Source organism: Flavobacterium sp. (assembly GCF_044368995.1).
GTDB lineage: Bacteria > Bacteroidota > Bacteroidia > Flavobacteriales > Flavobacteriaceae > Flavobacterium.
Genome location: NZ_JBIPMS010000085.1, coordinates 1 through 7,219, shown reverse-complemented (window position 1 = coordinate 7,219; position 7,219 = coordinate 1). Strand labels below are relative to the sequence as shown.

At 32.5% G+C, this 7,219-nt stretch carries 6 protein-coding genes, 1 tRNA gene and 1 pseudogene; 6 read left to right on the top strand and 2 right to left on the bottom strand.

Annotation, left to right across the window (positions count from 1 at the left end):
• Window positions 1-1,050 (bottom strand): annotated as a pseudogene (locus ACIQ2I_RS06780) (phosphoribosylformylglycinamidine synthase); the annotation flags it as partial.
• A gap of 121 nt (window positions 1,051-1,171) precedes the next feature.
• Window positions 1,172-2,719: a hypothetical protein gene (locus tag ACIQ2I_RS06775; protein WP_396181672.1), complete on the bottom strand. Its 1,548-nt coding sequence runs from the start codon at window positions 2,717-2,719 to the stop codon at window positions 1,172-1,174.
• A 237-nt stretch (window positions 2,720-2,956) separates the two neighbouring features.
• Between ACIQ2I_RS06775 and ACIQ2I_RS06770 the strand changes: the two genes are divergently transcribed.
• The 6 genes from ACIQ2I_RS06770 to lpxD all read left to right on the top strand — a co-directional run.
• Window positions 2,957-3,382 carry a PaaI family thioesterase gene (locus tag ACIQ2I_RS06770; protein WP_396181671.1) on the top strand — a complete coding sequence of 142 codons (426 nt, stop codon included), beginning with the start codon at window positions 2,957-2,959 and terminating at the stop codon, window positions 3,380-3,382.
• Window positions 3,382-4,413 (top strand): isochorismate synthase, encoded by a 1,032-nt coding sequence (locus ACIQ2I_RS06765; RefSeq protein WP_396181670.1) that lies wholly within the window; start codon window positions 3,382-3,384, stop codon window positions 4,411-4,413. Before ACIQ2I_RS06770 ends, ACIQ2I_RS06765 begins: the two co-directional genes overlap by 1 nt.
• Before the next feature lie 45 nt (window positions 4,414-4,458).
• Window positions 4,459-5,175, top strand: a complete 717-nt coding sequence (bshB1, locus tag ACIQ2I_RS06760; RefSeq protein WP_396181669.1) for a bacillithiol biosynthesis deacetylase BshB1 — start codon at window positions 4,459-4,461, stop codon at window positions 5,173-5,175.
• A gap of 64 nt (window positions 5,176-5,239) precedes the next feature.
• Window positions 5,240-5,315: transfer RNA gene (locus ACIQ2I_RS06755), tRNA-His, on the top strand.
• A 98-nt stretch (window positions 5,316-5,413) separates the two neighbouring features.
• Window positions 5,414-6,316 carry a tyrosine recombinase gene (locus tag ACIQ2I_RS06750; protein WP_396181668.1) on the top strand — a complete coding sequence of 301 codons (903 nt, stop codon included), beginning with the start codon at window positions 5,414-5,416 and terminating at the stop codon, window positions 6,314-6,316.
• A 131-nt stretch (window positions 6,317-6,447) separates the two neighbouring features.
• The coding region (gene lpxD / locus ACIQ2I_RS06745; protein WP_396181667.1) for a UDP-3-O-(3-hydroxymyristoyl)glucosamine N-acyltransferase at window positions 6,448-7,219 on the top strand (772 nt) is incomplete at its 3' end.

Genomic DNA, 7,219 nt, shown 5'->3' with positions numbered 1-7,219 from the left:
TGCTTCTTGGTGTTCAAAAGTTAAAATAGAACCTGTAATTAACGGTTGTCCAAATTTATTTCCAAAATCGGAGGCACCGTTTGAGGCTTTTATTAAAATATCCATTGGCGTTTGGTACAACCAATCTCTTTCTTTCATGTCTTTTTCCCAAGGTCGTTCTTCATTTAATCGAGAATACGATGTCATATAGACCGCTGTTCCTGCTAAAGGCAACGAACCTTGTCCTCCTGCTAAACGGTCACGAATTTCTCCTCCCGAACCCGTTGCAGCTCCGTTAAAAGGCTCAACAGTTGTAGGGAAATTATGTGTTTCTGCTTTTAATGACAGTACCGAATCAAATTCCTTTTCTTCGTAAAAGTCTGGCTTGTCTGCACTTTTTGGTGCAAACTGGGTTACTTTTGGCCCTTTAACAAAAGCCACATTATCTTTATATGCTGAAACGATTTCATTTGGATTGGTTTCAGATGTTTTTCTAATTAATTTGAATAACGATATTGGTTTTTCTTCGCCATCAATAACAAAAGTTCCGTTGAAAATTTTATGACGGCAATGTTCTGAATTGGCTTGTGAAAAGGCAAATATTTCAGAATCGGTTAATTTTCTACCTAATTTTTTTGCTAGATTATTTAAATAGTCAACTTCTTCAGAGTTCAACGCTAAACCTTCTGATTTGTTATAAGCCGAAATATCGTCAATTTCTAAAATAGGTTCGGGTGCAATATTTATAGTAAAAATATCTTGTTGTAGTGCTGCATATTTTTGAAACAACATCGGATCAAAATCTTTGAAATCAGCACTTACTTTTTCAAATTCTTCAATTCTGATAATTCCTGAAATACCCATATTTTGTGTAATTTCAACGGCATTGGTACTCCAAGGCGTAATCATTGCGGCTCGAGGTCCTACAAAATTTTCAGAAATTGTTTTGTTGTTTATTTGTTGGGTTTCACCAAATAACCAGTTTAGTTTTTGGATGTTTTCGGTAGAAATTTCAGATTGAGACTGAACTGCAAAAACGGTATTGCTTTGGTTTCCAAAGAAAAAAATCATAAAGTTGAGTTGCTTGAACTGAATGTGATTTCAGTTGTGTTAGTTGTTTCTGATGCAAAGTTAAACTTTCTTCTTAAAGTATAAAAAAAAAGAGCGGTAAAAACCGCTCTAAATTTTAAATTTATGGTAAATATTCATAAGCACCAATATCGGACGGATTAGTCCTAGTTGTACCCAAGATATCTAATGGAAATGAATAGGCAAAATTGGCATTGTTTCTGCAAATGGAATTTTCATTAATACGAAAATCATTTATACTCGTGTTTTTAAATTCAGGTTTGTTGGCCGTTGAATTAGTGGCAAAAATGCATCCTACGTATTTTGCTGTATTGGTAGAAAATTGGTACAAAGGATTCGTAGCAATTTGATTGTTGTTATCTACAAATTTGATTAAACAATTATCAAATTTATAATTAAAAACGGCTCCTGTTTTTTCTAAGGCAATGCCGTAATTACTAGAACCATAAAAAATACAATTTTTAAAATTGGCTTGCGTTAATGAAGTTTGAACCGTGCTGCTTATATTTTCATTAGTTAAAACCAAACTCGATTGATTTGGTGAATTCCAATAATTGGCAAACGTACAATGTGTAAAGTCATAACTTCCGCCATAAGTACAAGCTAAACTGGCTTGACCACAATAATTAATCACTACATTTTTTCCAGTTATATTTCCAGTTCGGGCTAAAATTCCCACGTTGGCGCAATTATAAATTTGTACATTCATCATATCAATAGTTGGAGTAGTGGTTCCATCATTGCCTAGCACTAACATGCCTACAGTGGCATTTTTTATGGTTAAATTTTTAATTATATTTTGGTTACTGCCATTCATAAATAATACGGCTAACCATTGGCCAGGTACTTCACTGTAATCTGGTTCTAAACGATCACCTTCAAATACCACTTCGTTTTCTAAATCGTCAGTTGTAGATAAATTTCCATTGACTTTTAAATGGGCGTTTGCACCTACAATTAATCCAGAATCGGCATGAAAATGCACCCTTGTTCCAGGGTCAATAACTAGTGTTTTCGTTTCAGGAATTTTTGCAAAACCGTAAATTACATAAGGTTTTGTATTGGTCCAATGCAGCTCGTTTCCGTTTACTGCATCTGTTTCGCTTAAATTGGTTCCAGTAATGTTAGCGGGTTCTGAATTTGTACCTAAATTAATTTGTTCGTAAGTAAAATTATTTGGACTACCGGTTCTTTCTGGGTAAATAAAAATGGCATCTTGGATCAAAGTAACCAAATTTACTTTTTGATAATTATTGGTTTCACCAAACTCAATTCTATCCGTATATAAAAAATCTGTTGGATTAGCATTGACAATATTTGAGGTGATTTCGATAAAAACAAACAAACTGTCTTTGGCTAAAAGTTCTACATTTTCAAACTCTTTTCCGGGCACACCATCCACCATTAATCTGTAATTTGAACTTTGCCCTTTTCCTAATCTAACTTTTGGAATAGAGATGTTTTTATTACTCTTGTTATACACTTTTAATGTATAAGTACTCGACCCAATATTTGTAAAAACGGTATCTAAATAAACGGTTTCTTTGGAAAAAGATAAGTTGCCGATACTCGGTTCAAAATCAAGTTCATTTCTACAGGAAGTGAAGAAAAAAGTTGTGATTAAGCTAATTAAAAGTATAAATTGGCGCATGTTTTTAATTTTATTTATGTTTTTTTATTTGCCACGAATTGCCGAATTTTTGTAATCTTAAAATTTGAATTTAATTCGAATTAATTATCGACAAAGGCGATACGAATTACTTTTGAACAAATTTTTAATTCGAGAATTCGTGGCTATAATTTTTATAATTATATAAAACGAAAAAATCTTCGTTTTGGTATATTTTTATAGAAATATAAATTTGTAACTTTGTAAAAATAACTATTTATGTTTAATAAAGAAAAATTTTTAGCACTTTGTAACGAATGGTCTAAAAACACATTAATGGAAACGCTAGAAATCGAGTATATTGATGCAGGTGAAGATTTCTTAACAGCTAAAATGCCAGTCAATTCTAGAGTGCACCAGCCAATGGGCTTGTTACACGGTGGTGCCACAGTTGCTTTAGCAGAAAGTGTGGGAAGTGCCGCATCATTAATGTTTATAAACCCAGAAAAACAAGAAGTTCGTGGTATTGAAATCAGTGCCAATCATTTGCGTAGTAAGCGAGAAGGAACTGTTTTTTGTACGGCTAAAATTATTCATAAAGGTGCTAGTATTCATTTATGGGAAATAAGAATTGTAGACGAAAATGATAAATTAATTTCTTTATGTAAATTGTCTAATATGGTCTTATCAAGAAGAGTTAAGTAATGAACTTGTTAGAAAAAGCCGATTTTTATTTTCAAAATCAATTGCCTTTTGTGGTATATGCTAAGCCAAATGAAACCATTTTGCAAGGTATTTTTCAAAAAGATGCGACTTTACACGTGTTTGAAAATCAAAATGGATTTGTTTTTGCTGGTTTTTATAATACAACAAACGTGGTTTTTCCATTAACGGATTCCGAAGTTTTTCAGGAAGAAATGATTTATAAAATAGAAAAGCAAACTTTTAATATAGAACATAATTCTGATGAAAACGCTCAAAAATCATTTGAAAATTTAGTTCAAAAAGCGGTTTCTGAAATTGAAAACGGGACGTTTCAAAAAGTAGTTGTGTCTCGTAAAATTGAAATTTCGCAATCTGTAGATGTTATAAAATCGTATCAAAAACTTTTAAAAACGTATCCAACTGCTTTTCGATATTTGTGGTATCATCCTCAAGTGGGATTATGGATGGGCGCCACGCCAGAACAATTAACGAAAATTAATAACCATACTTTTGAAACCGTTTCTTTAGCAGGAACGCAAGTGGTTTCAGAAAACGTAATTTGGCAAGAAAAAGAAGTTGAAGAGCATCAATTGGTTACCGATTATATAAAAAATAGCACAGAAAATTTAGTTGAAAATATACAAATTTCGAAAGCATACACGCAAAAAGCAGGAAATGTAGTACATTTAAAATCAGATATTTCAGGGAAATTAAAGTTGAATAGTAGTGAAAATGATATTATACATGCGTTGCATCCCACTTCCGCAGTTTGTGGAATGCCATTAGAAGCCGCGAGAAATTTTATTTTAGAAAATGAAAAGTATGATAGAAAATATTATTCCGGATTTTTAGGTGAATTACGGATTCAAGAACTAACGAATTTATTTGTAAATTTGAGGTGTTGCGAAATTGAAAATGATGTGACAACAATTTACGCCGGTTGCGGCATTACAAAAGACAGCCAAGTCGAAAAAGAATTTATAGAAACAGAAAATAAGGCCAAAACGATTTTGAGTGTTTTATGTTATTAGTAAAACCTTTTAACCATATAAACTAATACCTTTTAAACCAAAAATATGAAATTAGATATATTAGCTTTCGGTGCGCATCCAGATGATGTAGAATTAGGTTGTTCGGGAACTATTGCCAAAGAAATTTCTTTAGGTAAAAAAGTTGGAATTATCGATTTAACTCGTGGTGAATTAGGAACTCGTGGAACGGCTCAAACCAGAGATGAAGAAGCTACAGATGCGGCTAAAATTTTAGGTGTTTCTATTCGTGAAAATCTAAATTTCAGAGATGGTTTTTTTGTAAATGATGAAACACATCAATTGGAAATCATTAAAATGATTCGCAAATACCAACCAGAAATTGTGTTGTGTAACGCTATTGCAGATAGACATATCGACCACGAAAAAGGAAGTAAATTAGTTAGTGACGCTTGTTTTTTATCAGGTTTATCAAAAATAGAAACTGAGTTTAATGGTGAAAAACAAATGCATTACCGACCAAAATTGGTCTATCATTACATACAATGGCAAACTATTGAACCCGATTTTGTAGTGGATGTTTCCGAATTTATGGATGTAAAAATGAAAGCGGTAAAAGCTTATAAATCCCAGTTTTATAATCCAAATTCTAATGAACCCAATACACCAATTACTTCAAAAAACTTTTTAGATAGTATTGAATACCGTGCAATGGATTTAGGGCGTTTAGTAGGTGTAGCATTCGCTGAAGGATTTAATGTTGAAAGATATTTGACCGTCAATAGTTTAGGGGATTTGAAGTAAAATATTTATTTTTTTCTTTGCAAGTAGAAAGTTTAATCTTATATTTGCACCCGTATTTATACATGGTGGTTGTAGCTCAGTTGGTTAGAGCATCGGTTTGTGGTACCGAGGGTCGCCGGTTCGAGCCCGGTCTTCCACCCAAAGCCTTACAGAAATGTAGGGCTTTTTTTATGCCTTAATTTTAATAAGTATTGCAACAGAAAACGGAAAGCTATATCTTAGCCTAAATTCAACCGGAATGCCAAATTGGAATACCTACATAAAAGAATATCAAAATTATTTACGTTTGGAACGTGGATTGACTCTTAATACCATTCAGAATTATACGTTTGATGTTGAAAAATTAGTAGGTTTTCTGACAGAAAATAACATAGAAGTTACTCCAATAAAAATTACTGACGAACAGGTCCAACAATTTATTTATACCATTTCTACTCAAGTTAATGCACGAAGTCAATCCAGAATAATTTCAGGTTTAAAGAGTTTTTTTAATTATTTAATTTTTGAAGATTATCGAAAGGATACTCCGTTAGAATTAATAGAAGTCCCTAAAACAGGCAGAAAATTACCCGATACACTTTCTACAGCAGAAATAGATTTATTAATTCAAGCGATAAACTTAACTTCTACCGAAGGTGAACGAAACAAAGCGATGTTAGAAGCTTTATACAGTTGTGGTTTACGTGTTTCTGAATTGGTGACCTTAAAAATATCCGATTTGTTTTTTGAAGAAGGTTTTTTGAAAATCACTGGAAAAGGAAACAAACAAAGATTTGTTCCTATTGGTTTGTCCACGCAAAAAATAATTTTGAACTATAAAAACTTCATTCGTACCCATTTGTCTATTCAAAAAGGGCATGAAGATACGTTGTTTCTTAATCGTAGAGGAAAACAACTTACTCGCGCTATGGTTTTTACAATTATTAAGGATTTAGCATTGAAAATAGAGTTAAAAAAAACGATTTCACCACATACTTTTCGACATTCTTTTGCGACACATTTATTAGAAAATGGTGCCGATTTACGTTCTATCCAACTGATGTTGGGTCACGAATCAATTACGACTACAGAAGTCTATATGCATTTAGACAGAAAATTTTTAGCAGATGTAATGCACACTTTTCATCCAAGAGGAAAATAATTTTTTGTCGTTTTCAATTCGAAATTATGCTTCACAATTCTGCTAGTACAATTTTAAAATTTTCATATTAATTAGTTTTGATGTAAATTAGTGCAAAATATTTATGATTAAATCATTAACTATTATATTAGATGAAAACATATACTATTCAAGAAATAAATCAGGTATTAAAAGGAGAAATTGTTGGAAATACAACTACAATTATTACCGCTCCAGAACAATTAGAAGAAGCAAAAGACACAGAAATTTCTTTTATTGGAAATAAAAAATACGAAAAATTTTGGTCGGATTCTAAAGCTTGTGTAGCAGTTGTAAATCAAGATATAGCTATTGGACCAGGTGAAAATCGGGCTTTTATTAAAGTGTCAAACGCCGATTTGGCGATGTCGCAAGTATTGGAAATGTTCGCTCCACCGACACCTATTTTTTCTGTAGCGATTCATCCCACAGCAGTTGTTGATGCTTCAGCAACTATCGGAAATCATACAAAAATAGGAGCAGGGGTGTATATTGGTCCTAATGTAATTATTGGAGAAAACGTAATTATTTATCCCAACGTAACCATTTTAGATGAAAGCACGATTGGAAATCAAACCACCATTTGGTCTGGAACAGTAATTCGTGAGCGTTGCCATATTGGAAGTCATTGTATTATTCATCCAAATGCGACTATTGGTGCTGATGGTTTTGGTTTCCGTCCAGATCCAGAAAGAGGATTAGTTAAAATTCCACAAATAGGAAATGTTATAATTGGTAATGGTGTAGAAATTGGAGCAAATTCTTGTGTAGATAGAGGAAAATTTAGTTCTACTATTTTGGGAGATGGTTGTAAAATTGATAATTTAGTACAAATTGGTCACAATAGTAAATTGGGTAAATTTTGTATCATGGCTGGAAACTCCG

What these genes read in the sequence shown, in the direction of transcription:
- ACIQ2I_RS06770 (WP_396181671.1), top strand. Translation starts at nt 2,957, where the DNA reads ATGTTTAATAAAGAAAAATTTTTAGCACTTTGTAACGAATGGTCTAAA.
- ACIQ2I_RS06765 (WP_396181670.1), top strand. Translation starts at nt 3,382, where the DNA reads ATGAACTTGTTAGAAAAAGCCGATTTTTATTTTCAAAATCAATTGCCT.
- bshB1 (WP_396181669.1), top strand. Translation starts at nt 4,459, where the DNA reads ATGAAATTAGATATATTAGCTTTCGGTGCGCATCCAGATGATGTAGAA.
- ACIQ2I_RS06775 (WP_396181672.1), bottom strand. Translation starts at nt 2,719, where the DNA reads ATGCGCCAATTTATACTTTTAATTAGCTTAATCACAACTTTTTTCTTC.
- ACIQ2I_RS06750 (WP_396181668.1), top strand. Translation starts at nt 5,414, where the DNA reads ATGCCAAATTGGAATACCTACATAAAAGAATATCAAAATTATTTACGT.